Consider the following 737-nt stretch of genomic DNA (forward strand, 5'->3'; position numbering starts at 1 on the left):
GGCCTGCATATCGAGCGCGTGCGCACGCCGCTCGGCGTCGTCGGCGTCATCTATGAGAGCCGCCCGAACGTCACCGCCGATGCCGGCGCGCTGTGCCTCAAAGCCGGCAATCCGGTGATCCTGCGCGGCGGTTCGGATTCGCTCAATTCTTCCGCCGCCATCCACGCCTGCCTGGTCGAAGGGCTGAAGCAAGCGGGCCTGCCGGAGGATGCCATCCAGCTGGTGCCGACCACCGACCGCGCCGCCGTCGGCGAGATGCTGAAGGGGTTGGGCGGCAACCTCGACGTCATTATCCCGCGCGGCGGCAAAAGCCTGGTCGGACGGGTGCAGGCCGAGGCGCGGGTCCCGGTCTTCGCCCATCTCGAAGGCATCTGCCATCTCTACATCGACCGTTCCGCCAAGCTCGATATGGCGGTGCGGATCGCCGTCAACGCCAAGATGCGGCGCACCGGCGTCTGCGGTGCCGCCGAGACGCTGCTCGTCGACCGGGCGGTTGCCTCCACGCATCTGGTGCCGATCCTCGACGCGCTGCGCGCGGCCGGCTGCGAAATCCATGCCGATACCGAGGTGCTGAAAGTGTTTTTCGACGCCAAACCGGCGACCGATGCCGATTGGGTGACAGAATATCTCGATGCCATCATCGCGGTAAAACTGGTCGACGGTATCGGTGGTGCGATCGAGCATATCGAGACGTTTTCCTCGCATCACACCGAGGCGATCGTCGCCGAGGATGCGCA

At 65.8% G+C, this 737-nt stretch carries 1 protein-coding gene; it reads left to right on the forward strand.

The annotated features are described in order from the left end of the window. Positions 1-737 (forward strand): glutamate-5-semialdehyde dehydrogenase (locus EN914_RS37255; protein ID WP_127389774.1); only part of this gene is annotated, 737 nt, incomplete at both ends.

Source organism: Mesorhizobium sp. M7A.F.Ca.CA.001.08.2.1, assembly GCF_003998455.1.
Classification (GTDB): domain Bacteria; phylum Pseudomonadota; class Alphaproteobacteria; order Rhizobiales; family Rhizobiaceae; genus Mesorhizobium; species Mesorhizobium ciceri.